This is a genomic window from Massilia phyllosphaerae (assembly GCF_034659755.1).
Taxonomy (GTDB): domain Bacteria; phylum Pseudomonadota; class Gammaproteobacteria; order Burkholderiales; family Burkholderiaceae_D; genus Telluria; species Telluria phyllosphaerae.
The window spans coordinates 77,052-99,309 of sequence record NZ_JAXSQX010000012.1 but is presented as its reverse complement, the minus strand read 5'-3'; the positions used below and the strand labels follow the sequence as shown (position 1 = coordinate 99,309).

Annotated in this window: 18 protein-coding genes; 9 read left to right on the top strand and 9 right to left on the bottom strand. The window is 66.5% G+C overall.

The genetic code is table 11. From position 1 onward, the window contains the following. The first annotated feature begins 131 nt into the window (after window positions 1-131). The 3 genes from U1H99_RS29285 to U1H99_RS29275 are packed head-to-tail and all read left to right on the top strand — an operon-like array spanning window position 132 to window position 3,347. Entirely contained in the window at window positions 132-1,175 is a 1,044-nt protein-coding gene (locus U1H99_RS29285; protein ID WP_323145019.1) for a UDP-glucose--hexose-1-phosphate uridylyltransferase, read from the top strand. 1 nt (window position 1,176) lies between these two features. Then, a complete protein-coding gene (galK, locus tag U1H99_RS29280) occupies window positions 1,177-2,352 on the top strand; it encodes a galactokinase (protein WP_323145018.1) in 1,176 nt (391 codons plus the stop codon). Beyond that, a complete protein-coding gene (locus U1H99_RS29275) occupies window positions 2,349-3,347 on the top strand; it encodes an aldo/keto reductase (RefSeq protein WP_323145017.1) in 999 nt (332 codons plus the stop codon). The genes galK and U1H99_RS29275 overlap by 4 nt, the downstream gene beginning before the upstream one ends. Window positions 3,348-3,361: 14 nt before the next feature. Here U1H99_RS29275 and U1H99_RS29270 read toward each other — a convergent pair whose 3' ends face one another. Then, window positions 3,362-3,889: a PH domain-containing protein gene (locus U1H99_RS29270; RefSeq protein ID WP_323145016.1), complete on the bottom strand. Its 528-nt coding sequence runs from the start codon at window positions 3,887-3,889 to the stop codon at window positions 3,362-3,364. On the opposite strand from U1H99_RS29270, the gene U1H99_RS29265 reads away from it, so the two are divergent. Both U1H99_RS29265 and U1H99_RS29260 read left to right on the top strand, forming a co-directional pair. Then, a complete protein-coding gene (locus U1H99_RS29265) occupies window positions 3,888-4,469 on the top strand; it encodes a GNAT family N-acetyltransferase (RefSeq protein WP_323145015.1) in 582 nt (193 codons plus the stop codon). The genes U1H99_RS29270 and U1H99_RS29265 overlap by 2 nt on opposite strands. 55 nt (window positions 4,470-4,524) lie before the next feature. Next, window positions 4,525-6,099 (top strand): MFS transporter, encoded by a 1,575-nt coding sequence (locus U1H99_RS29260; protein WP_323145014.1) that lies wholly within the window; start codon window positions 4,525-4,527, stop codon window positions 6,097-6,099. Here U1H99_RS29260 and U1H99_RS29255 read toward each other — a convergent pair whose 3' ends face one another. The 5 genes from U1H99_RS29255 to araD are packed head-to-tail and all read right to left on the bottom strand — an operon-like array spanning window position 6,100 to window position 12,671. Next, window positions 6,100-7,443, bottom strand: coding sequence for an MFS transporter (locus tag U1H99_RS29255; RefSeq protein ID WP_323145013.1), 1,344 nt, complete (start codon window positions 7,441-7,443; stop codon window positions 6,100-6,102). It lies immediately after the preceding gene. 37 nt (window positions 7,444-7,480) lie between these two features. Next, on the bottom strand, window positions 7,481-9,052 hold the full coding sequence (locus tag U1H99_RS29250; protein ID WP_323145012.1) for an aldehyde dehydrogenase (NADP(+)): 1,572 nt from the start codon (window positions 9,050-9,052) through the stop codon (window positions 7,481-7,483). Between the two features lies 1 nt (window position 9,053). After that, the gene (locus U1H99_RS29245; RefSeq protein WP_323145056.1) at window positions 9,054-9,764 is read right to left on the bottom strand and encodes a ribonuclease activity regulator RraA; all 711 of its coding nucleotides are present in this window, start codon (window positions 9,762-9,764) and stop codon (window positions 9,054-9,056) included. Window positions 9,765-9,799: 35 nt separating this feature from the next. After that, entirely contained in the window at window positions 9,800-10,885 is a 1,086-nt protein-coding gene (locus U1H99_RS29240) for a porin (protein WP_323145011.1), read from the bottom strand. 52 nt (window positions 10,886-10,937) lie between these two features. Beyond that, the gene (gene araD, locus U1H99_RS29235) at window positions 10,938-12,671 is read right to left on the bottom strand and encodes an L-arabinonate dehydratase (RefSeq protein WP_323145010.1); all 1,734 of its coding nucleotides are present in this window, start codon (window positions 12,669-12,671) and stop codon (window positions 10,938-10,940) included. Between the two features lie 129 nt (window positions 12,672-12,800). On the opposite strand from araD, the gene U1H99_RS29230 reads away from it, so the two are divergent. Next, on the top strand, window positions 12,801-13,496 hold the full coding sequence (locus U1H99_RS29230) for a GntR family transcriptional regulator (RefSeq protein WP_323145009.1): 696 nt from the start codon (window positions 12,801-12,803) through the stop codon (window positions 13,494-13,496). Between the two features lie 101 nt (window positions 13,497-13,597). After that, window positions 13,598-14,296, top strand: coding sequence for a FadR/GntR family transcriptional regulator (locus tag U1H99_RS29225; protein ID WP_323145008.1), 699 nt, complete (start codon window positions 13,598-13,600; stop codon window positions 14,294-14,296). A 12-nt stretch (window positions 14,297-14,308) separates the two neighbouring features. On the opposite strand, the gene U1H99_RS29220 is transcribed toward U1H99_RS29225, so the two are convergent. The 3 genes from U1H99_RS29220 to U1H99_RS29210 form a co-directional block, all read right to left on the bottom strand. Further along, window positions 14,309-14,782 carry a type II secretion system protein gene (locus tag U1H99_RS29220; RefSeq protein WP_323145007.1) on the bottom strand — a complete coding sequence of 158 codons (474 nt, stop codon included), beginning with the start codon at window positions 14,780-14,782 and terminating at the stop codon, window positions 14,309-14,311. 404 nt (window positions 14,783-15,186) lie between these two features. After that, complete coding sequence (locus tag U1H99_RS29215) at window positions 15,187-15,945, bottom strand: Npun_F0296 family exosortase-dependent surface protein (protein WP_323145006.1); 759 nt, start codon at window positions 15,943-15,945, stop codon at window positions 15,187-15,189. A gap of 726 nt (window positions 15,946-16,671) precedes the next feature. Continuing rightward, window positions 16,672-17,691, bottom strand: a complete 1,020-nt coding sequence (locus U1H99_RS29210) for an alpha/beta hydrolase fold domain-containing protein (protein ID WP_323145005.1) — start codon at window positions 17,689-17,691, stop codon at window positions 16,672-16,674. A gap of 198 nt (window positions 17,692-17,889) precedes the next feature. Between U1H99_RS29210 and U1H99_RS29205 the strand changes: the two genes are divergently transcribed. Together U1H99_RS29205 and U1H99_RS29200 are read left to right on the top strand one after the other, a co-directional pair. Then, window positions 17,890-19,293 (top strand): glycoside hydrolase family 88/105 protein, encoded by a 1,404-nt coding sequence (locus tag U1H99_RS29205; RefSeq protein ID WP_323145004.1) that lies wholly within the window; start codon window positions 17,890-17,892, stop codon window positions 19,291-19,293. A 233-nt stretch (window positions 19,294-19,526) separates the two neighbouring features. Then, the gene (locus tag U1H99_RS29200) at window positions 19,527-22,238 is read left to right on the top strand and encodes a TonB-dependent receptor (protein ID WP_323145003.1); all 2,712 of its coding nucleotides are present in this window, start codon (window positions 19,527-19,529) and stop codon (window positions 22,236-22,238) included. The last annotated feature ends 20 nt before the right edge of the window (window positions 22,239-22,258 follow it).

Genomic DNA, 22,258 nt, shown 5'->3' with positions numbered 1-22,258 from the left:
GCCCCCCCATGCGGGGGGGGGGGGGGGGGGTGGCCCCCCCCCCCCCCCCACACCGCTCAACGACATGAAAACAACATAATTCCTTGTGCGGGTAAGATATGGTTTTTTGAACGGCATCTGCAAGGAAACCCATGTTCAATCCAACCGACCATCCGCACCGCCGCTACAACCCGCTCTCCGGCGACTGGGTGCTGGTGTCTCCCCACCGCGCCAAACGCCCGTGGCAGGGCCAGCAGGAAGCGGTCGACCGCGCACCGCGGCCCGCGCATGACCCGAGCTGCTACCTGTGTGCCGGCAATACCCGCGTCAACGGCGTCAAGAACCCGGACTACACCGGCACCTACGTCTTCGAAAACGACTTCGCCGCGTTGACGCCGGACACGCCGGACGCCCCCGGCGGTGCCGATCCGCTGTTCCAGAGCATGAGCGCGCGCGGCACCAGCCGCGTGATCTGCTTCTCGCCCGACCACAGCAAGTCGCTGCCGCTGCTCGACCTGCCCGCGATCGAAGGCGTGATCGACACCTGGTGCGAGCAGAGCACGGAACTCGGCAAAAGCTACCCCTGGGTGCAGGTCTTCGAGAACAAGGGCGCGGTGATGGGCTGTTCGAACCCGCATCCGCACGGCCAGATTTGGGCCACCAGCTTCCTGCCGGAGCTGCCGGCGGCCGAGGACGAGCGCCAGCGCGCCTACTTCGCCGACCAGGGGCGCCCGATGCTGCTCGACGTCGCCGAGCGCGAGGCGGACAGTGAGCGCGTGGTGGTCAAGACCGCGCACTGGCTGGCCATCGTGCCCTACTGGGCGGCCTGGCCCTTCGAGATCCTGCTGCTGCCGCGCTTTTCCGTGCGGCGCCTGGAAGACCTGGGCCAGGAACAGCGCGCCGACCTGGCGCTGGCGCTGAAGCAGCTGACCACGCGCTACGACAACCTGTTCCAGACCTCGTTCCCGTACTCGATGGGCTGGCACGGTGCGCCCTACAATGAGGAAGACGGCGCCCCATGGCAGCTGCACGCGCATTTCTATCCGCCCCTGCTGCGCTCGGCCTCGGTGCGCAAGTTCATGGTCGGCTTCGAGATGCTGGCCGAGGCCCAGCGCGACCTGACCCCGGAACAAGCCGCTGCCCAGCTGCGCGCCCAGTCCGACGTGCATTACCTGAACAATCCACAACCTGACTAATATGAGCACAACCCTGACGGCCCGCGTGGCCAGCGTTTTCGAGAGCACCTTCGGCGAACCGGCACCGCTGCTGGTCCAGGCCCCGGGGCGCGTCAACCTGATCGGCGAGCACACCGACTACAACGACGGCCTGGTGCTGCCCTGCGCCATCGACTACCGCACCGTGATCGCCGCGCGCCTGCGCGACGATACCGTGGTTCACGTGGTGGCCGCCGATTACGACAATGCGGGCGACGAGTTCCGCATGGACGCCCCGATCGAGCGCCTGGATCAGCCGATGTGGGCCAACTACGTGCGCGGCATGGTGCAGGATTTGCTCGCTTACGGCACCAAGCAGGGCTTGCCGGTGCAGGGCATGGACCTGGTGATCGCCGGGGACGTGCCGCAGGGCGCCGGCCTGTCGTCGTCGGCCTCGCTGATGGTGGCGATCGGCACCCTGTTCGCCGCCCTGCCCGGCTACGACCAGCTCACCCCGATCGACATCGCCCTGGCCGCCCAGCGTGCCGAAAACGAGTTCGTCGGCACCAAGTGCGGCAACATGGACCAGATCAGCTCCGCCTGCGGCAAAGAGGGCCACGCGCTGATGATCGACTGCCGTTCGCTCGACGTCAAACCGGTGCCGATCCCCGAGGGCGCGGCCATCATGATCTTCCACTCGCACGTGGAACGCGGCCTGGTGGACAGCGAATACAACACCCGGCGCGAGCAGTGCGAAGCCGCCGCCCGCCACTTCGGCGTGCCGGCCCTGCGCGACATCGACATGGCCGTGCTGGAACAGCGCGGCGCCGAACTCGATCCGATGACGCTGCGCCGCGCGCGCCACGTGGTCACCGAGAACGAGCGCGTGCTCGCCGCGTCCGAGGCGCTGGCGGCCGGCGACCTGGCGCGCATGGGCCAGCTGATGGCGGCCTCGCATGCGTCGATGCGCGACGACTTCGAGATCACCGTGCCGCTGATCGACCAGCTGGTCGAGATCGTGAAGGCGACGATCGGCGAGCGCGGCGGCGTGCGCATGACCGGCGGCGGCTTCGGCGGCTGCGTGGTGGCGCTGGTGCCGCAGGACCTGGTGGAGGCCACCGAAACGGCGGTCGAGCGCGACTACCGCGGGCCGAAGGGGCAGCTGTCCACCATCTACGTCTGCCGCGCGGCGGCCGGTGCCGGGACCATCGCCGAATGAGCTGGACGCCACCTAGCGAGCGCTACGCGGCCATGCCCTATCCGCATTGCGGGCGCAGCGGCCTGCGCCTGCCGGCCGTGTCGCTCGGCCTGTGGCACAACTTCGGCGCCGATGCCGATTTCGAGCGCCAGCGCGCCATCGTGCGCACGGCGTTCGACCAGGGCGTCACCTGCTTCGACCTGGCCAACAACTACGGCCCGCCGCCGGGGTCAGCCGAAACCAACTTCGGACGCCTGCTCGAGGCAGACCTGCGGCCCTACCGCGACGAGATCGTGGTCTGCACCAAGGCCGGCTACACGATGTGGCCGGGCCCCTACGGCGACTGGGGCAGCCGCAAATACCTGGTCGCCAGCCTGGACCAGAGCCTGAAGCGCATGGGGCTGGACTACGTCGACGTCTTCTATCACCACCGCCCCGACCCGCATACACCGCTGGAAGAGACGATGGCGGCGCTCGACTGGATCGTGCGCAGCGGCCGCGCCTTGTATGCCGGCATCTCGAACTACAACGGCGAACAGACCCGGCAAGCAGCCGCCGGGTTGCGCCGCCTGGGCACGCCCTGCATCGTCAACCAGTCGAAGTACAGCATGCTGGTGCGCGCGGCGGAAGCCGACCTGCTGCCGGTGCTGGAACAGGAAGGCATCGGCGGCGTGGCCTTTTCGCCGCTGGCCCAGGGCCTCCTGAGCGACCGCTACCTGGGCGGCAGCCTGCCCGGCGATTCGCGCGCGGCCGGCGGCGTCGGCTTCCTGAAGCCGGAACACGTGACCGACGAGCGCCTGCGCATTGTGCGTGCCCTCGATGCCGTTGCGCGCGCGGGCGGCGGGTCGCTGGCCCAGCTGGCGCTACGCTGGGTCAAGCGCCAGCCGGCAATCACCTCGGTGCTGATCGGGGCCAGCAAGCCGGAACAGGTGCTGGAAGCGGTGCGCGCCATGCAGATGCCGGCCTTGACGGCCGACGAGATCGCGGCGCTGGACGCCATTCTCGCGGGCGCCTGAGACTGCAGCGGGGCTTACTGCCTCGCCCGCAGCAGCGCCGCGATGTCGTCCAGCTTCGATTCGATCGAGCGCAGCACCGCCAGCTGCGGATCGTCGTGCGCACTTGGCGCCGGATGGCGCAGGGCTTCGCGCGCCTCGATGATCCTGCTGCGGAAGGCCTGGGCGTCGACGATGCCGGTCAGGCGCATGTCCGAGGCCTGGCCGACGCTGTGGCCGGCGGTTTCGAATTTCAGCGTGCTGAGGTTGAAATGCTTCAGGATCGGCCCCTCGATGAAGGTCACGTCCTGGATATTCTCCAGCGGGATCGTCTTTTCGGTCGTGACCAGGATGCCTTTGCGGAAGCGCAGGCTGCGCTCGCCGAGCTGGCATTCAAGCCGGTCGAAGTAATGCTGGGCCCACCAGCGGCCGACGCCCAGGAACCAGATCACGGCCAGTGGAATGCCGACCACGGTGAAGATCATCGTCACGCCGATTTGCATGACCAGGAACGGTTTGATCAGGGGATTGAAGCGGGCGCGCAGGGTAATGGGGTCGGCTGACATGGTGTCGAAGCAAATGCGGATGCCTCAGTTTATTCCAGGTGGAATCGATCGGGCGGATTATTTCGGTATCAATAACGATATACTCCCCTTTCTCACCGCTCATGAAAAAACCATGCAGGTCATATTCGAATCCCCGGACCAGCCCGACGTGCGTGCGCTGATTGCCGAACTGGACGCCTATCTGTATTCGATTTATCCGGCCGACAGCGTGTATGCGCTGGATATCGCGTCGCTGTGCGAACCGAACGTATCCTTCGCCGTACTGCGCGATGCTGCCGGTGCGCCGCTCGGCTGTGGCGCGATGGTGATGAAACCGGGCTACGGCGAAATCAAGCGGGTGTATGTGCGTCCGCAGGCGCGCGGCCAGGGCCTGGCGCGCAGGCTGATGACGGCGCTGGAAGCGAAAGCCTTCGAACATGGCGTTCGGACCTTCCTGCTCGAGACCGGCCCCGCGCAGGCGGAAGCGCTGGTCTTGTACGAACGCCTGGGTTATCGCTGCCGCGGCCCGTTCGGCGATTATCCGGCGGATCCGCATTCGCTGTTCATGGAAAAAAACGCAAGAGAAGACGTCGCGGCCTGACACGGGTCAAACGTGGTCGACGGACCTGCGCAAGGCAGGCGGTTAAAGTGGTGCCATGCACCCTATCCCACACCAGCCCGATACTGCTCGAGCGCGCAGCCACGACGACGCCGCGCTGTGTACGCCGCAAGCCCGTCCCTGGGTGCTGGCCAACAGCATCCTGGCCTCCGGCATGGTCTTCGTCGACGGCACCGTGGTCAACGTCGCCCTGCCGGCGCTGCAGCAGGCCTTCGACAGCGGCGTCGCCGGGGCGCAATGGGTGGTCGAAGCCTACGCCCTGCTGCTGACCGCCCTGCTGCTGCTCGGCGGCGCCATGGGCGACCGCTACGGCCGGCGCCGCGTGTTCGCCGGCGGCGTGCTGGTATTCGGTGCCGCCTCGGTCGGCTGCGGGCTGGCCCGGACCATCGACGGGTTGATCTGGGCGCGCGCCCTGCAGGGTGTCGGCGGCGCGCTGCTGGTGCCGGGCAGCCTGGCGCTGATCAGCGCGGCGTTCCCGGAACAACTGCGCGGCAAGGCGATCGGCACCTGGTCGGGCTGGACCGCGATCACGGCCGCGGTCGGTCCGGTGCTGGGCGGCTTCCTGATCGAGCACCTGTCGTGGCGCTATGCCTTCCTGGTGAACATTCCCTTCGTGCTGGCGGTACTGGTACTGACCTTCCGCCATGTGCCGGAAAGCCGCAGCGGCGGCGGCGGCCGGCTGGACTGGACCGGGGCGCTGCTCGCCAGCCTGGCGCTCGGCGGCCTCGTCTACGGCTTGATCGAAGCGCCGGCGCGCGGCTGGCGCGATGCCGGCGTCGTCGCCAGCCTGGCGCTGGCAGCGCTGGCCCTGGCCGCCTTCGTGATCGCGGAACGCCGCCACCCGGCGCCGCTGCTGCCGCTGGCGCTGTTCCGGGTGCGCGCCTTCAGCGCCGCCAACCTGCTGACCCTGCTGCTGTACGCGGCCCTGGGGGCGCTGATGTTCTTCCTGCCGCTCGACCTGATCTGGGTGCAGGGCTATACGGCGACGCAGGCCGGCGCGGCGCTGGTGCCCTTCATCCTGATCATGTTCGCGCTGTCGGGCTGGGCCGGCGGCCTGGTCGACCGCCACGGCGCGCGCCTGCCGCTGGTGCTCGGGCCTTCGATCGCCGCGGCGGGCTTCGCCGCCTTCATGCTGCCCGGCGCCGGCGGCAGCTACTGGACCACCTTCTTTGCGCCGATCCTGGTGCTGGGCTTCGGCATGGCGGTGACCGTGGCACCGCTGACCACCACCGTCATGAATGCGCTCGACGCGGCCCACGCCGGGCTGTCCTCGGCGATCAACAATGCCGTCTCGCGTGCGGCCGGCCTGCTGGCGATCGCCCTGCTGGGGATCGTCATGCAGCGCGCCTACGATGCGGAACTGGGCCGGCGCATCGCCGCGGTGCCACTGTCGGCGGCGGTCCGGGTGCAGCTCGACGCGCAACACGGCAAGCTGGCCGCGCCGGCGCTGCCGCCGTCGACGGCGCCGGCCGACCGCGCGCGCGTACAGGAGGCGGTCGCCGCCGCCTTCGTGCATGGCTTCCGCTGGGTGATGGGGATCTCGGCGCTGCTGGCGCTGGGCAGCGCCGGGTGCGCGTGGGCCATGCTCGGCCGCACACGTACACGGGGCTGATCAGCCGGCAACCGTCGCCGGCGCACCGGGCGCCCCCTTCTTCGGACGGTTGCGCGCAAAGAACACGGCCACCGCGCCCAGCAGCGAGGCGATCGCCAGGCCGTACAGGCCGCCCTGGATCGAGCCGGTGCGCTGCTCCAGCATGCCGAAGGCCGCCGGCGCCACGAACCCGCCCAGGTTGCCCAGGGAGTTGATCAGCGCGATCACCGCCGCCGCGATGCGCACGTCGAGGTAGGACTGCGGGATCGGCCAGAACAGCGACGATGCCGCCTTGAAGCCGATCGCGGCGAAGCAGATGGCGACGAAGCCGTACACCGGATTCGCGGTCGAGGCCGAGGCGAACATGCCGACGCCGGCCACCGCGAACGCGGCCGCGGCCCAACCCTGCTGGAACTTGAAGCGCTGCGCCAGGGCCGCGAACACGTACATCGCCACGATCGAGATGATCCACGGGATCGAGTTGAACAGGCCCACCTGGAGCTCGGTGTAGTGGCCCATCTTCTTGATGATGGTCGGCAGCCAGAAGGTGGTGCCGTAGATCGTCAGCGAGATCAGGAAATAGATCAGGCAGAACAGCGCGATCTGCGAGTCGCGCAGCAGCTTCCAGGCGCTGGCGTGGGACGGCTGCTCCGATTCGCGCTCCTTCTGCTCCAGCGCGATCTCGCCGACCAGCGCGTTGCGCTCGATGTCGCTGAGCCACTTGGCGTCCTTGGGGTCGGAATCGAGGATGAACCACACCGCGCCGCACAGCAGCACCGAGAACAGGCCTTCGATGATGAACATCCACTGCCAGCCGTGCAGCCCCATGCCTTCGACCTGCAGCAGGCCGCCGGAGACCGGGCCGGACAGGATCGAGGCCGCCGCCGAGCCGCTCAGGAACACCGCCATCGCCTTGCCGCGTTCGGCGCGCGGCAGCCAGCGGGTGAAGTAATACACCACGCCGGGGAAGAAGCCGGCTTCGGCCACGCCCAGCAGGAAGCGCAGCGCATAGAAGGACATCTCGCCCTGCACGAAAGCCATGGCGGTGGCGGCGATGCCCCAGGTGGCCATGATGCGGGTCAGCCAGGCCTTGGCGCCGAAGCGCTGCAGCATCATGTTCGACGGCACCTCGAACAGCGCGTAGCCGACGAAGAACAGGCCGGCGCCGAAGCCGAATGCGGCCGCGCCGATGCCCAGGTCGGCGCTCAGGTGCGGCCGGACGAAGCCGATGTTGACCCGGTCGATGTAGTTGGCGATGAACATGACGACGAACAGCGGCAGCACCCGCCATTTCACCTTGCCGATGGCGCGCGCCAGCTCGGGGCTGTAGATTTTTGCGCTTGCTTCGCTTGCGGTTTGATTCACGATTGTCTCCTGATATTGTTTGCTGCGCTTCAGCCGGTCATGCCCCGAGCAGCGGGCTGCCGTTCACGCGGCGCGGATACGCCTCGGGCGCGGCCAGCGGCGCCGGCAGCAACGCCGCCGGGAAGTCCTGGTAGCACACCGGACGCAGGAAGCGCCGGATCGCCAGCGTGCCCACCGAGGTCCCGCGCGCATCGGAGGTCGCCGGGAACGGGCCGCCGTGCACCATCGCGTCGCTGACTTCGACGCCGGTCGGATAGCCGTTGACCAGGATGCGGCCGGCGCGCCGCTCCAGTACCGGCAGCAGCATGCGGGCGTGGTCGATGTCGTCGTCGTCCATCTGCAGTGTCGCGGTCAGCTGCCCTTCGAGGGCTTCGAGCACGCGGCGCATCTCTTCCATATCCGTGCAGAGTACCACCAGCGCGCTGGCGCCGAAGATCTCCTCCTGCATCGCCGGATCGGCCAGGAAGGCGGCCGCGCCGGTGGTGAACAGCGCAGCCTGGCCGGCGTGCGGACCGTTGCCGGCGCGGCCGCGTGCGACCGTCGTCACGCCGGGCACGCCACGCAAGCGCTCGACGCCGGCGCAGTAGGCGCCGTGGATGGCGGGCGTGAGCATGGTGGTGCCGGTGTGGCCACCCAGTGCGTCGGCCGCGGCGGCGAGGAAGGTGTCGGCATCCGGGCCGGCCAGCGCCAGTACCAGGCCGGGGTTGGTGCAGAACTGGCCCGACCCCAGCGTCAGCGACGCGATGAAACCCTGGCCGATGCCGGCCGCGCGCCGGCCCAGTGCGGCGGGCAGCAGGCATACCGGATTGATGCTGCTCATTTCGGCATACACCGGGATCGGTTCCGGGCGCGCGTTGGCCGCCGCCACCAGCGCCAGGCCGCCGCGGCGCGAGCCGGTGAAGCCGACCGCCTTAATGCGGGCGTCGGTGACCAGCCGGATCGCCACCTCGTTCGACGCGAACAGCATCGAGAACACGCCTTCGGGCAGGCCGCAGTCGCGCACGGCGGCCTGCACGGCGCGCCCGACCAGTGCCGAGGTGCCGGGATGGGCGCCGTGCGCCTTGATCACCACCGGGCAGCCGGCCGCCAGCGCCGATGCGGTATCGCCGCCGGCCACCGAGAACGCCAGCGGGAAGTTCGAGGCGCCGAACACCGCGACGGGTCCCAGGCCGATGTGGCGCTGGCGCAGGTCGGCGCGCGGCAGCGGCTGGCGCGCCGGCATGGCTTCGTCGATGCGCAAGTCCATCCAGCCGCCTTCGCGCACGGTTGCGGCGAACAGGCGCAGCTGGCCGACGGTGCGTCCGCTCTCGCCTTCGAGGCGGGCCCGCGGCAGGCCGGATTCCTGCATCGCGCGCTCGATCAGGTCGTCGCCGAGGTCGAGGATGTTGCGGGCGATGCATTCGAGGAAGTCGGCGCGGGCATCCGGCGTGGTGGCACGGTAGGCGTCGAAGACGTCCCGGGCCAGCGTGCAGGCGCGTTCCACGTCGGCGCTGCCGGCCAGGCCGAAGGCGGGTTCGATCTCGGCGCCGCTGGACGGGTCGACGGCGCGGAACTCGCCCTCGGCACCGCGCACGAAGGTATTACCGATGATGGATTCGGCATTCACCATATCAGCGGCCCTTCGCCTGGCGCCAGGTCGCGAACAGGTCCTTCACGTCCGGATCGGTGGGCGGGTACAGGCCCAGGATCGAGCGGCCGCCCAGCACCTGTTCGGTGACGAAATCCTCGAACGCGGTCATCTCGACCGCCTCGTCGGCGATCGCGTCGGCGATGTTCGCCGGGATCACGATCACGCCTTCGGCATCGCCGACGATCACGTCGCCCGGGAACACGGCGGCGTCGCCGCAGCCGATCGGCACGTTGATGTCGAGCGCCTGGTGCAGGGTCAGGTTGGTCGGCGAGGACGGACGGGCGTGGTAGCTCGGGATCGCCAGCGCGGCGATCTCCGGCGAATCGCGGAAGCCGCCGTCGGTGACGATGCCGGCCACGCCGCGCACCATCAGGCGCGACACCAGGATCGAGCCGGCCGACGCGGCGCGCGCATCCTTGCGGCTGTCGATGACCAGCACGGCGCCCGGCGGGCACTCTTCCACTGCCTTGCGCTGCGGGTGGGCGCGGTCCTGGAACACGGTGATCGGGTTCAAGTCTTCGCGTGCCGGGATGTAGCGCAGCGTATAGGCTTCGCCGACCATGGTGCCCTTGTCGGCGCTGAGCGGACGCACGTCCTGGATGTACTGGTTGCGCAGGCCGCGCTTGAACAGCGCCGTACACAGGGTGGCCACGCTGACGCTTTTCAACTTCTGGCGGGTGGCTTCGTTCATTGCTTGCATGGTGTTCTCCTTGGGATAGTCGTAATTCAGAAGCGGTGGCGGATGCCGAGGTTGATGGCGCGGTCGCCGCTGCCGCCGTCGGCCGCGTTGCCCAGCGTGTAGCTGGCGCCGCGCTTGTTCAGCATGCGTGCGTAGATCGTATAGAGGTCGGTGCGGCGCGACAGGTTGTAGCGGTAGCCGAGGCCGACCTGGTCGGCGTCCTGGTGGCGCGCCTCCTTGTCGTCCTTGTGGATCCACGACGCCAGCAGCGTGTGGGCACCGATCGGGACGCTCAGGCCGACCAGGGCGTCGGTGCTGTCGCGCGTGATGCCGGCCGAGGTCAGCGTCACGGCGTAGCCGTAGGGGTTGTTGGCGTTGCGCAGGGTCGAGCTGAGCGGCCCCTTGTTGACGCCGTAGGCCAGGTACAGCTTGGCCACCTTGAAGTCGTAGGTCGCCGCCAGCAGCGCATTGCGCGCGCTGGCCAGGCGTAGCGTCGCGGTGTCGTTGCTGTGGTCGTGCAAGGCCAGGCGCACGGCCAGCGGACCGCGGTCGTAACCCAGCGAGAAGCCGAGCGAGCGGTTGGCCGTCTGGTCGCCCGCGATCTCGCCGGCGGCATAGGCCAGTTCGCCGCTGACGCCGTTCCACACCGGGCTGGCATACTTGACGCTGTTGTCCATGCGGCCGCCGTTCGAGACGGCGTTGATCAGGTTCTTTTCGTCGGCCGCGGTGCCGGAGACGAAGGGGTCGGCGAACACCGCGACCAGGTAGTGCGGCGCGTACTGGCGGCCGAAGGTGACGCTGCCCAGGTCCTTGTTGCCGAGGCCGACGAAGGCCTGGCGTCCGAACAGCACGCCGCCCTGGCCGGAGACGCCGGTGTCGGCCTGGATCCCGCTCTCGAGCAGGAACATGGCGGTGGTGCCGCCGCCCAGGTCCTCGGTGCCGCGGAAGCCGAGGCGCGAGCCGGACGCGGCGCCGCCGGTAACCTTGGTGATCGCGCCGTCCTTGTTGCCGGCTTCGAAGGAGAGGCCGGCGTCGACGACACCGTAGATCGCTACGTTAGTCTGCGCCCAGGCCGGATGGGCCGGGTTGGCGAACGCTGCCAGCGCGGCGGCTGTCGCGAGGGTTTTTTTCATGCTGTGTCTCCGTTGCTTCTATTTATAGTGGCGGTACGGCTTGCCGCGGGTATCAGAAGATGTCCGGCTCCTTCACCGCCGCGCCGAAATCGGTCTGCAGGAAATCGAAGTCGCAGCCTTCGTTCGCCTGGCGGATGTGTTGCGAGAACATCCAGCCGTAGCCGCGTTCGAAACGCGGCGGCGGCGCCTGCCACGCGGCCTGGCGGCGCGCCAGTTCCTCGTCGCTCACGTTGAGGTGGATCGAGCGCTCTGCGATGTCGACCGAGATCATGTCGCCGGTCTTCACCAGCGCGAACGGACCGCCCAGGTAGGCTTCCGGCGCCACGTGCAGGATGCAGGCGCCGTAGCTGGTGCCGCTCATGCGCGCATCGGACATCCGCAGCATGTCGCGCACGCCCTGCTTGACCAGCTTTTTTGGGATCGGCAGCATGCCCCACTCCGGCATGCCCGGACCGCCGCGCGGACCGGCGTTCCGCAAGATCATGACGGTGTCGGCGGTGACGTCGAGGTCGTCGCGTTCGACCGCTTCCTTCATGCTCGGGTAATCGTCGAACACCAGCGCCGGGCCGGTATGCTTGTAGAAGCGCTTTTCGCAGGCGCTCGGTTTCATCACGCAGCCGCCCGGGGCGATGTTCCCCTTCAGGACCGCCAGCGCGCCTTCTTGGTACAGCGCGTTGTCCGGGGTGCGGATCACGTCGTCGTTGTACACCTCGGCGCCCTCGATGTTCCGGCCGATGGTCTGGCCGTTCACGGTCATGCAGTCCAGGTGCAGCTTGTCGCGGATGCGGTTCATCAGTGCCGGCAGGCCGCCGGCATAGAAAAAGTCTTCCATCAGGTACTTCTCGCCGCTCGGACGGATGTTGGCGATCACCGGCACGATGCGGCTGATGCGGTCGAAATCTTCCAGCCCGATCTGCTGGCCAGCCCGGCGCGCCATCGCGATCAGGTGGATCACCGCATTCGTCGAGCAGCCCATCGCCATCGCCACCGCAATCGCGTTCTCGAAGGCGTCGCGGGTCTGGATTTTATCCGGGGTCAGGTCGTCCCACACCATGTCGACGATGCGGCGGCCGGCGTTGGCGCACATGCGGATGTGGTTGGCGTCGGCGGCCGGGATCGACGACGCGCCCGGCAGCGTCATGCCGATCGATTCGGCGATCGCCATCATGGTGCTGGCCGTGCCCATGGTCATGCAGGTGCCGTGGCTGCGCGCGATGCCGAACTCGATGCCGGTCCACTGCTCGTCGGTGATGTTGCCGGCACGGCGCTCGTCCCAGTACTTCCAGGCGTCCGAGCCGGAACCCAGCACCTGGCCCTTGTAGTTACCGCGCAGCATGGGGCCGGCCGGGATGAAGATGCAGGGCACGGCGGCGCTGGTGGCGCCCAGCAGAAGGCCCGGCGTGGTCTTGTCGCAGCCGCCCATCAGCACGGCGCCGTCGATCGGGTGCATGCGGATCAGCTCTTCCGCCTCGATCGCCAGCAGGTTGCGGTACATCATCGTGGTCGGCTTGACCGCACTTTCCGACAGCGAGATGGCCGGCAGTTCGATCGGGAAGCCGCCGGCCTGCAGGATGCCGCGCTTGACGTCGTCGACACGCTGCTTGAAGTGAGCGTGGCAGGGATTGATGTCGGACCAGGTATTGATGATACCGATCACCGGCTTGCCCATGAACTCCTCGGGCGAATAGCCCATCTGCATGATGCGTGAACGGTGGCCGGAAGAGCGCAGATCGTCGGGGGCGAACCAGCGGGCGCTGCGAAGTGTCTCGGGTGTTTTCTTTGTCATGATGATCTCGAAGGCGATGGCTTGGCGTTGAAGCATTAAAGCACTAATGTATTAGTGTGTCAAAGTGTTTGCGTGGATGGAAATCGCTTATGATGTCGCTATCTCATTCGCCGAAGACCGACCACCGCCATGCATGCCGCCCTCGAACTGCCCGAGTTCACGCTCGACCGCTCGCGCCACGCTGCGCCCCAGGTATTCGAGCGCTTGCGCGACATGATCATCGACATGACGCTGACCCCGGGCACGGTACTGTCGCGCACCGAACTGGCGGCGCGTTTCGGCCTGTCGCAGACGCCGATCCGCGACGCCCTGCAGCGCCTCGGCGAAGAAGGCCTGGTCGACATCTTCCCGCAGTATGCGACCGTGGTACGGCCGATCGAAGTTGCACTGGCGCGCGAGGCCCACTTCCTGCGCAATGCCATTGAACTCGAAGTCGTGAATACCCTCGCGTCCCGCCAGGACGCCGCCTTGATCGCGAAACTGCGGTCGAACCTGGCCCGCCAGCGCCTGGTCGCGGCGGAAGACGACCTGCACGAATTCAGCCTGGCCGACCAGGCCATGCACCAGATGATGTACGTCGCCGCGAACGTGCCCAACCTGTGGCAGATGGTGCGCAGCCAGAGCGGTCACATCGACCGCCTGCGCCGCCTCGACCTGCCGTCGCCGGGCAAGCTGGCGCGCGTGCTGGGCGACCACACCGAACTGGTGGATGCGATCGAACGCGGCGACGCTCCCGGCGCCCAGGAAGTGCTGCGGCGCCATTTATCGGGTACCTTGCGCAACATCGACGACATCCGCAAGCGCCACCCGAGCTACGTCCGCTGAGGCCACCATTGTCATGCCGCTGATCGCTTGGGTTACTGCACTTGCAACATTTCTGCGCCCAAACTAAGATTCGCCATTGCGATCTTTCTGGACACTGAATAATGAAGAGAAACACCGTGTTGCACGAAGCGATTGTGGCTGAACCGCGCCTGTATCGGGTTGTGTCCGGCAAGATCGAGCAGCTGATCAAGGAAGAAAACATCCAGCCGGGCGAGCGCCTGCCCTCCGAGCGCGACCTCGCCATCAAGCTGGGCGTCAGCCGCACCTCGCTGCGCGAAGCGTTGATCGCGCTCGAGCTGGGCGGCATCATCGAAGTGCGCGGCGGCTCCGGCGTCTATGTCAGCGAGCAAGCCCCGCCCCAGCCCGAAGTGCGCCCGGCCGGCCCCGGCCCGTTCGAAGTGCTGGCGGCGCGCCGCATGATCGAAGTCGAAGTCGCCGCGATGGCCGCCAAGAACGCCACCGATGCAGGCATCGACGCGATCCTGGTCGCCGTCGAGCAGATGGAACAGCATCACGAAGACCTTGGCAACAACGAATCGGCCGACCGCAATTTCCACCTGGCGATCGCACGGGCTTCCGGCAACAGTGCGATGGTCGGTGTAATCGATTACTTGTGGAATCAGCGCGGCACCCTGTGGCACAAGCTGACCGAACACTTCCAGACCGAGGAATTGCGCCAGCAGACGCTGATCGACCACCGGAATATCCTGGCGGCAATCGCGGCGCACGATGTGCCGGGAGCCAGGCTGGCGATGCGGGCGCACCTCGACCGGGTGACGCGGACGTTCTCGCGCGGTTGAGCTACCGCTGTCTCAGCAGCCGCTATCGACGATGGCGACCCGCGCCGGCGTGACCACGCCACCGACCGACGTTGCCTCGGAATAGATCGCATTGCAGGTGTCGGCATCGGCGGCGCTCTTCGGCGACACGATCAGGTCACGGCCATTGACCTTGATCTTCCAGTCGTCGTCGGTCAAGCCGGCGGCAGTGGCGGTGGTGGCGGCAGAGGATGGGTAGCCGATGACCATCGCCACGGCAACACCTTCCATACCGACAGGTGCGTTGCGGGAACCGGTGACCAGCGACTTCCCATGCGTCATGGCGCTAACCGAAGCCAGTGATCCGCCGGCAGCGCGGACGGTAGCCTTGCGGGCATCGCTGCTGAGGTTGGCAAACTTCGGCAGCGCGGTCGCGGCCAGGATGCCAAGGATAACGATGACGACGATCAGCTCGATCAGCGTAAAACCGCCTTGTGCTCCTGCGGCCCGGAATTCCCTTACTTTCACCGTCTATCTCCAAACACGTTAAGTTGCGCAGCCCTCCACTCGTCGACGCCGGACGAGGAGGTTGTTGACTTGATGCAACTTAAATATTTTACAGATAAAGTCCCTGCGGGAATACTCCACAGCAACTGATCTTCTCTTTATGCAACAAAAAGATACTGACCCTGGCTTGCTTCGCATCTGCCTCGTGGCCCGCTAAACGCGGCAATACCTGGAGCCCGCAACCAGGCCCGATGCGCTTCCGCAGCGAATGCTCGATCGGGATGCAGCTCGCCTGGACGCTTGCAAGCTAGGCCAACCCTCTGGCGAACGAAACCGAGTTGTGGAATATGATGGGTATCTGCTTGCAAGACTCTCGCCGCCAGTGCCGGCGCGGCCATCAGAGCGGCCGCGACACTGATGCAGATTTACAGCTTCTTGCGCTTTCGCGCCCTCGCCAGACCAAGGACACCCAGTCCCAGCAGCGCCAGCGTGCCTGGTTCCGGCACCTTGTTCAGTTCGGTGCCGCTCGTGGTGACAAAGCGTCCAACGGTATGATTATCCGATTCGAAGCCGGAATAGGCGACGGTCTCGTTGAACACGATGCGGTCGAAGCCGCTCGCATCCTGATCGAAGAAATTCAGGAAAACGTAAGACTGGCCTTTGTTTTCGCCGGTTTTGGGATTGCCACAGTAAGCGTTGCCTGCCGTTGTGCAGTTTCCAGTCAGCGACAACACGGCATCCGGCGTAAAGCTGAACAACAGGTCATTGCCTTTGTAGAAGCTTAACTGGTTACCCGCGTCGAGCGCGGAGAGCCAGTAACCAAAATAGGTGATCGGTTGCGCACTCGACAGCGACAGCGAGTAGGTCGCCGAAGAGGCGGTATTGGTCGAGGTCAATGCGTAGCTGCCGTCAGCACCGCCGTACAAATTCTGTGCGGCGATGTCCACGTTTTTATAAGTACCCGTGATCGCGTTGACGCCGCTCATCCCAAACGTCGACGTGAACGTCTGGTTCAGCCCAGCACCTTTGTTATTGAAGGTCTCGATGCCTTTGGTGGCAAACGCCGCGGTCGAGTTGGTGACGCCGGCTGCCTCATAAGTGACGGAAAAGATCGGGGTGGCGCCGGCTACGCCGCACAAGCTTGAGAACACAGCTGTGACGAGATACTTATGCATTTTTTTCATAGGGTTTGATTGGTTTATTATTAATGATTTGTCACGACATCTATCTCAAAACATCGCTTTTTTACAGCGCGCTTCTTTGAGCGGGCGGGCTAGCCGCCACAGCGTAGTAGTACTTATTCGATGCAACTCAAAGATAACATACATAAATACATGTTGCTCAAAAAAATCAAATTTTACTTTTTAATATCTTGGAACAGGTGGTACAGGCGTTTGCCGTCGGTGACGAGCTGAGGCCCCCAATGGCTTTCTTGGCTCCCGGAATTGGGGCCGGCACGCCGGACGCGGCAGGCACAGTGCTTCCGACGAAGCTGTGTCCTGCCGCACGATGGAGTACGTTTCAGGGATCGCGACGTGGGCTCGCTGGATGTCGGTGGGCGATTCGCGGCTGGCAGTGGCCTTTACGCGAATAATCTTGGATACAGGTGGACGGCGCGTGAAAGGGCTCAATCCTGCTGCCAGTTGGACACGCCAGCGCGCCAATGTTGCGGATTTGCATCGCGGCGCCATGCATCGAATTCGTCATTTTTGCCGCAGCGTTTGCCGAACAGCGCGGTCGACAGTGACCGCATCGGTAGACAGCGATATGCGAACGACAGCAGTTCCTTACATTGACGCATTGTCGTTGCAAATCATTCGTCTCAGCTGCAAGGTCCGACCTGGCTGGTGGTTCGACGAGCTTTCTTTGAGGTGACCGAGGATGGATACGTCGCTCGTTACCTGACAGCGCTACGGCCGCCCGCTGCCCGCCGCCATCCGCGTGCGCAGGAAAGCCACCGTCGCCTCCACCGTCGGCGCCAGCCATGGGTCGAACAACCAGAAACTGTGCGGTGTGTCCGGCAGCAGCACCGTCTGCGCCGCCACGCCCTGCGCTGTCATTTTCTCGATCATCGCTTCGCGGCCGACGGCGAAGCGCGCCTGCGCGCTGCCGATGAACAGGATCGGCGGCGTCTTCGCGCTTACATGAAAGGTCGGCGAGGCGTCGTGCCAGGTGTCTGCCGCTTCGGCATAGCTGCCGCCCAGCCAGGACCCGGCCGCCGTCGGCCGCTTGGCCGGATTGTCCTCGTTCTCGCGCGCCGCCGGCGAGGTGAAATCGGACAGGCCGTCAATGTTGACGATGGCCTGCGCCGCGCTCGACACCGCCCCCGGCCCGCCGTCCGGATCGAAACGCGCGACCCCGTTGGTGACGCCCACCAGGCTCGCGATCTGCCCGCCGGCCGACCCGCCCGCGACGGCGATCCGCGCCGGATCGATCCCGTACTCGCCCGCATGCGCGCGCACCCAGCGCAGCGCCGACTTGACGTCGTGGATGGCGGCCGGGTAACGCGCTTCCGGCGACAGGCGATAGCTGACGGTCGCGGTGGCGAAGCCGCGTTCGGCCATGCGGATCGCCATCGGCGCGAATTCCGCCCGGTTGCCGGTCTGCCAGCCGCCGCCGTGCACGAACACGACCGCCGGAGCCGGCACCGCCGCCTGCTGCGCCGGCAGGTAGAGGTCCAGCTGCAGCGCATGCTCACCACGTCTCATATAAGCGATGTCCCGAACCGCACGCACCGACGCCGGCAGTTCGCTGCCGGCGATGCGGATGAACGGGTACTTCCCGATCAGCTTCGCGTAGGTGGTCGCGGCGGTGTACGGCGCCGGCGCCGGCGTGGGCGTGGACGTAGTCAAAGGTGCCGCGGACTGCGCAAGCGCCAGCACGGGCAGGCACAGGCCGCACACCAGCATCGCATTGCGGACAAGCTTCATGGCGTCTCCTCATTGTCATCGGCGCAGCCATCCAGGGCCACGTGGTTTGTCCAGTATGCCACGCTGCCACCACATCCGGCTAGTCCACCTTGCCAATGTGGCCAGACCAACTTAGAATGGTCCGACCATAAAACGGATGAGCACGGTCCACCAGAGATCCGGCCAGCCGACCACGACGATATGCAACCGGAGACAACGGTGAATCTGAACGCCAAGCTGCTCGCCAGCCTGATCGCCCTCGCCTTGAGCACTGCGGCCCACGCCGACGGCCCCTTCCGCAATACCGACAACAAGAACCTCAAGGATACCGCCGAGGGCAGCTATCCGGTCCCGTACAAGAAGCCGACGGCGGCCGAGATCACCGATGCGCTGCAGCGCGTGCGCGGCTACATGGAGTCGCATACGCCGACGCGCGTGGTGCACAGGAAGGGCGGCGCGGCCATCACCGACTTCAGCACCCCGGTGGCGGATGCGGTGATGGACACCACCGACGCCGATTTCGGCTTGCAGGCCTACGAGATGGGCGTGGTCCACGCCGGCATGCTGCGGGCCGCGGAAGTCACCGGCGACAGGCGCTTCTCCGATCTCACGGCGCGCCACCTGCAGTTCTTCGCCGATCGCCTGCCCTACTTCCGCGCCCAGGAAGCGCGCTTCCACCTCGAGCGCAACAACAGCTTCGCGCGCTTCCTCGATCCGCGCTCGCTGGACGACGCCGGTTCGATGTGCGCCGCCATGATGCGCGCGCGCGCGGCGAAGGTCGGTCCCGACATGGCAAGCCAGATCAAGGTCTGCGGCGACTGGGTCGCCAAGGGCCAGTTCCGCCTGAAGGACGGCACCCTGGCGCGCGAGCGCCCGCAGGCGGTGTCGCTGTGGGCCGACGACATGTACATGGGCGTGCCGGCGCTGGCCGAACTCGGACGCATGAGCGGCAAGCGCGCCTACTTCGACGACGCCGTCAGGAACGTGCTGCAGTTCTCCAGCTACCTGTTCGACGAGAAGGACGGCCTGTACACCCACGGCTGGAACGCCAACAACCCGGACGCGCCGCACTTCTACTGGGGCCGCGCCAACGGCTGGGCGGTGCTGAGCATGTCCGACCTGCTCGACGTGCTGCCGAAGGATCATCCGGGCTATCCGCAGGTACTGGCGCAGCTGCGCAAGGCGCTGCGCGGCATCGGCCAACTGCAGTCGGGCAGCGGCCTGTGGCACCAGATGCTGGACCGGAACGACTCCTACCTCGAGACCTCGGCCACTGCGATCTTCGTCTACACCTACGCCCACGCGATCAACCAGGGCTGGATCAGCCCGACGACCTACGGCGACATCGCGCTTGCCGGCTGGGCCGGCCTGTCGACGCGCATCGGCAAGGACGGCGCGGTCGACGGCACCTGCGTCGGCACCACCTTCGCCGGCGACCAGGTCTATTACTACAACCGCCCCGCCAGCAAGGATGCGCTGCACGGCTACGGCCCGACCCTGCTGGCCGGCGCCGAGATGATCAAGCTGATGGCCAACCCGGCCTTCGAGATCCAGTACAAGGTGCGCACCTACCACTTCGTACCGAAGGACGGCGGCCAGACCAGCTACCGCGAACATCCGTGAACTGTCTGTTCCCAACCACAACAAATCAGAACTGCTCAAATATTGGCTGGACCAGTTGTTAAACTGGCCAAACCAATTTAGACTGGACGGACCAGACATTCAAGCGGAGCACCCGACACAGAGCAGCCACAAGCATCAAGTTTCAAGAAGCCCGGAACGACACCAAAGGCGCCGCGGACACCGACGGCGCCACGTCATCGAGTCGCATCGAATCAAAACCAGGAGACAGCTTCATGAAGTACCCAACCAAGCGTAGCAAGCAGTCCATCGCCCTTTCCGCCATTTCCCTCGCCGTGTTCGCACTGGCGCAGCAGGCCGCCGCGCAGCAGGCCGACCCATCGATGCAGCGCGTCGAAGTCACCGGCTCCAGCATCAAGCGCCTGGCCGCCGAAGAAGCGCTGCCGGTCACCACCATCAAGGCCGAAGAACTCGCCAAGCAGGGCATGACTACTCTGGCCGACGTGATGATGGCGCTGCCGCAATCGGCGTCGCTGGCGCCGTCGCAGGCCGGTTCCGGCACCAACATCAACCTGCGCGGCCTGGGCGTGAACCGCACGCTGGTGTTGCTGAACGGCCGCCGCCTGGCCAACGAAGCCATCGCCGACGGCTACGCCAACCTCGATACGATCCCGATCAGCGCCCTGGCGCGCGTCGAGGTGCTGCGCGACGGCGCGTCCTCGATCTACGGCTCGGACGCGATCGGCGGCGTGGTCAACTTCATCACCAAGCGCGAAGTCCAGGGCGTCTCGGCCACCCTCCAGGCCGTGCAGCCGGAGCGCCACGGCGGCGGCGACGAACAGCGCGTGACCCTGACCTTCGGCAAGGGCAGCCTGCAGAACGACGGCTGGAACATGTACGGCACCGTCGACTTCCACCAGCGCAGCCGTCTCCTGATGTCGGACCGCGCCGGCTTCGTGCCGGATGCGGCCACCCTGACCTCGATCGGCCTGGCGCCGAGCGCAGCCAGCGGCGGCTACGCCACCCCGGCCAACTTCACCACGCCGACCAACAAGAACGCCGCCAACCCGTACTACGCGGCCGGCTGCCTGGCGCCCTACTCGATCCAGGGCGCCAAGAACACCTGCGTGCTGGACAACGACACCTACGGCACCGCGCTGTACCCGAACAAGCAGCTGACGATGTACGGCAAGGCGACCAAGCGCTTCGGCGAACACACCGTCAGCCTGGAATACACGCGCGGCGACGAATCGATCTACAGCTACAAGAACCCGACCCAGGTGCTTGCCGTCGGTTCGCGCCAGGCGATCCTGCCGGCATCCAGCCGCTGGTACCCGGGCGCCAGCGGCGGCGTGCCGGCCATGGCCGGCGTCACCGGCCAGCCGCTGACGGTGAGCTGGGCGGTTGCCGACGACGGCGCGGCCGTCACCCGCGACAACCAGGTCAACCAGCGCCTGCTGCTGTCGGCCGAAGGCAACGTCGGCGGCTGGGACTACCGGACCGGTGCCAGCTACGGCCTGTCGCAGCGCAAGGTGTACTTCGCGTCGGGCTATTACTCGGGCATCGGCCTGATCAACGGCCTGGCCAATGGCACCCTCAACCCGTTCGGGCTGCAGGACCAGGCCGGCCGCGACTACCTGAACTCGATCGCCGCCGACGGCATGCTGAACCGCAGCGCCAAGACCGCCTACTACGGCGTCGACGGCACCATCAGCCGCTCGCTGATGGCCCTCGGCGGCGGCGACCTGGCGCTGGCGCTGGGCGCCGACGTGCACCGCGACACCAACGAAGACACCAAGCTGGCCCAGGCGACCGACATCACCTACGCCAAGTCGGTGACGGGCCATGGCGACAGCGCGCGCAACATCGCCGGCGTGTTCGCCGAGCTGGATGCGCCGGTCACCAAGACCCTCACCCTGAACGGCGCGGTCCGGGTCGACAGGTACAGCGACGTCGGCAGTACCGTGACGCCGAAGATCAGCTTCCGCTGGCAGCCGGCCAAGACCGTGATGTTCCGCGGTTCCGCGAATACCGGCTTCCGCGCCCCGACCCTGTTCGACCTGAACGGCTACCGCACCACGGTCGCCAACACCACCACCGCGGCGCGCTGGGACGACCCGGTGCTGTGCCCGAGCCGGACCCCGACCATTCCGGGCACCGGCACCGCCGTCGCCGGCGCCAACGCGGCCGACGTCTGCAACGCCAAGCTGAACAAGCTGACCGGTTCCAACCCGAACCTGGAGCCGGAAAAATCGAAGGGCGGCACGCTGGGCGTGGTGTTCGAGCCGAGCCGCGCGGTCACGCTGTCGTTCGACTACTGGCAGGTCAACATGAAGAAGATGCTGGCCAACCTGCCGGAATCGGTCTACTTCACCAACTATGCCCAGTACCAGAACCTGTTCGTGCGCAATGCCGACGGCAGCCTCGCCTACATCAACAACACCACGATGAACCTGGGCGGCCAGATCGCCGGCGGCGTCGACGTGGCGGGCAACTGGGACCTGCCGCGCACCCGCTTCGGTACCTTCCGCATCGGTCTGGACGGCACCTGGCTGACCCGCTTCGACAACCAGCTGGAAGAGAACGGCGCCTGGATGTCGAACGTCGGCCGCTTCGGCTGGGCCAGCAACGGCACCACCTCCAGCTACCCGATCATCACCTACCGCTGGAAGCACAATTTGCGCCTGTCGTGGGAAAACGGCGACTTCGGCGCCCAGTTGACCAACAACTTCAACAGCAAGTACCGCGATGCCAACGTGGCGGTGGCGCCGCAGTACTACCGCGACATCTCGTCGTATTCGGCGTGGAACCTGACCGGCACCTGGCGTGCGCAGAAGCAGGTGACGGTCACCGCCGGCATCACCAACCTGTTCGACAAGGCGCCGCCGATCACCAACAACACGGTGTACAGCTACGCTTACCTGAGCAGCGCGGCGAATCCGACCGGACGCGCGTATAACCTGCGCGTGACCTACGACTTCCAGTAAGCTCCGGGATGTGTAGCTGA

What these genes read in the sequence shown, in the direction of transcription:
- U1H99_RS29285 (WP_323145019.1), top strand. Translation starts at nt 132, where the DNA reads ATGTTCAATCCAACCGACCATCCGCACCGCCGCTACAACCCGCTCTCC.
- galK (WP_323145018.1), top strand. Translation starts at nt 1,177, where the DNA reads ATGAGCACAACCCTGACGGCCCGCGTGGCCAGCGTTTTCGAGAGCACC.
- U1H99_RS29275 (WP_323145017.1), top strand. Translation starts at nt 2,349, where the DNA reads ATGAGCTGGACGCCACCTAGCGAGCGCTACGCGGCCATGCCCTATCCG.
- U1H99_RS29265 (WP_323145015.1), top strand. Translation starts at nt 3,888, where the DNA reads ATGGTGTCGAAGCAAATGCGGATGCCTCAGTTTATTCCAGGTGGAATC.
- U1H99_RS29270 (WP_323145016.1), bottom strand. Translation starts at nt 3,889, where the DNA reads ATGTCAGCCGACCCCATTACCCTGCGCGCCCGCTTCAATCCCCTGATC.
- U1H99_RS29260 (WP_323145014.1), top strand. Translation starts at nt 4,525, where the DNA reads ATGCACCCTATCCCACACCAGCCCGATACTGCTCGAGCGCGCAGCCAC.
- U1H99_RS29250 (WP_323145012.1), bottom strand. Translation starts at nt 9,052, where the DNA reads ATGGTGAATGCCGAATCCATCATCGGTAATACCTTCGTGCGCGGTGCC.
- U1H99_RS29245 (WP_323145056.1), bottom strand. Translation starts at nt 9,764, where the DNA reads ATGAACGAAGCCACCCGCCAGAAGTTGAAAAGCGTCAGCGTGGCCACC.
- U1H99_RS29240 (WP_323145011.1), bottom strand. Translation starts at nt 10,885, where the DNA reads ATGAAAAAAACCCTCGCGACAGCCGCCGCGCTGGCAGCGTTCGCCAAC.
- araD (WP_323145010.1), bottom strand. Translation starts at nt 12,671, where the DNA reads ATGACAAAGAAAACACCCGAGACACTTCGCAGCGCCCGCTGGTTCGCC.
- U1H99_RS29230 (WP_323145009.1), top strand. Translation starts at nt 12,801, where the DNA reads ATGCATGCCGCCCTCGAACTGCCCGAGTTCACGCTCGACCGCTCGCGC.
- U1H99_RS29225 (WP_323145008.1), top strand. Translation starts at nt 13,598, where the DNA reads ATGAAGAGAAACACCGTGTTGCACGAAGCGATTGTGGCTGAACCGCGC.
- U1H99_RS29215 (WP_323145006.1), bottom strand. Translation starts at nt 15,945, where the DNA reads ATGAAAAAAATGCATAAGTATCTCGTCACAGCTGTGTTCTCAAGCTTG.
- U1H99_RS29210 (WP_323145005.1), bottom strand. Translation starts at nt 17,691, where the DNA reads ATGAAGCTTGTCCGCAATGCGATGCTGGTGTGCGGCCTGTGCCTGCCC.
- U1H99_RS29200 (WP_323145003.1), top strand. Translation starts at nt 19,527, where the DNA reads ATGAAGTACCCAACCAAGCGTAGCAAGCAGTCCATCGCCCTTTCCGCC.